At 66.6% G+C, this 1,306-nt stretch carries 1 protein-coding gene; it reads right to left on the reverse strand.

Going from position 1 to position 1,306, the window contains the following annotated elements; translation table 11 throughout:
* Positions 1-143 precede the first annotated feature (143 nt).
* Positions 144-1,226, reverse strand: a complete 1,083-nt coding sequence (locus JJQ90_RS26710) for an IS5 family transposase (RefSeq protein WP_216879298.1) — start codon at positions 1,224-1,226, stop codon at positions 144-146.
* Positions 1,227-1,306 lie beyond the last annotated feature (80 nt).

A 1,306-nucleotide genomic window follows, 5' to 3' on the forward strand; every position in this document is an offset into this window, starting at 1 on the left:
TAGCAGGCTGCGGAAATTCGCCGCTATGGACCTGATGTATCTTGCCTGTGGTGGCGGGCGTGTAGCGCGAGCGGGGCCGTGATGCGGGGTTTGCGTCGGCTTTCTGCGGGAAACTATGGTGTCGGGCGCTTGTCTGGCGGCGATCAGGCAGGCGCCGCCAGCAGCTTCGGCAGTCGGATCAGGTTGTAGGCCGCCACCCGCAGCATGAAGCTCCATCCGACCCGCTCCAGCCCGCGCAGCAGGGTGCGGCGCATGCCGCCGATCTCCTTGCCCCAGCCGAACACTTCCTCGATCCGCTTGCGGACGCGCTGGCTGACCGCATAGCCGGGGTGCCGCGTGGTGCGCCCGTCGATCGCCGAGCGGCGGCCATTGTTGTGCTGCGCCACATGCGGCGTAACGCCAAGCCTGCGCATCGCGGCGACAAAGCCCTGCGTGTCGTAGTTCTTGTCCCCGCCCAACGTGCTGCGCGGCGCGCGCTCCAGCCCCGCCATCATGGCCTCGCCCGCGTCACGCTCGGCGGTCCCGGTGGCCCGTGTCGTTGCCGCTGCGACCGCCAGGCCGTGGCGGTTCTCCATCACCACATGCCCGGCGTAGCAGAGCTTCGAGGCCTGCCCGTTCGACTTCCGCGCCAGCCGCGCATCCGGGTCCGTGGTCGAGGCGTGTGTCTCGTTGCTGCGCTTCTCGCCGTGAAAGTCGCGCTCCCCATTGCGGCCGGGACCAGGCGGCGCGCCGCTGCCGTCTTTTGGCCGGAAGCTCTTCATCGAAGCCCAAGCCTCGATCAGCGTGCCATCCACCGAAAAATGCTCCGACGACAGCAGCGGCTTCACCTCGGGGTCGGCCAAGACAGCAGCAAAGAACTTCCCCGCCACCTCACCACGCAGCAGCCGATCCCGGTTCTTCGTGAACACCGTCACGTCCCAGACCGGCGCGTCCATCGATAGCCCGATGAACCAGCGGAACAGCATGTTGTAGGTCACCTGTTCCATCAGCCACCGCTCCGACCGGACCGAGTAGAAGGCCTGAAGCAGCAATGCCCGCAGCAGCTTCTCCGGCGCAATCGAGTCCCGCCCACCCGAAGCGTAGAGCTTGTCAAATTCGCCCGACAGCCGATCCAACGCCCGGTTCACCAGCAACCTGATCGCCCGCAGTGGGTGGTCCACCGGCACCAGTGCCTCCGGACTCACATAGCTGAACATCGACCCCGTCTGCCGATCCGTCCCGCGCATCGCCTCAACCCGCCGCCGCTTCCTACAACCGCAGCGAATCAGGTTGGAGCCGTTCTGAACAGCCGAATTTCCGCAGCCTG

It is taken from the genome of Falsiroseomonas oleicola (assembly GCF_019029495.1).
Classification (GTDB): Bacteria; Pseudomonadota; Alphaproteobacteria; order Acetobacterales; family Acetobacteraceae; genus Falsiroseomonas; species Falsiroseomonas oleicola.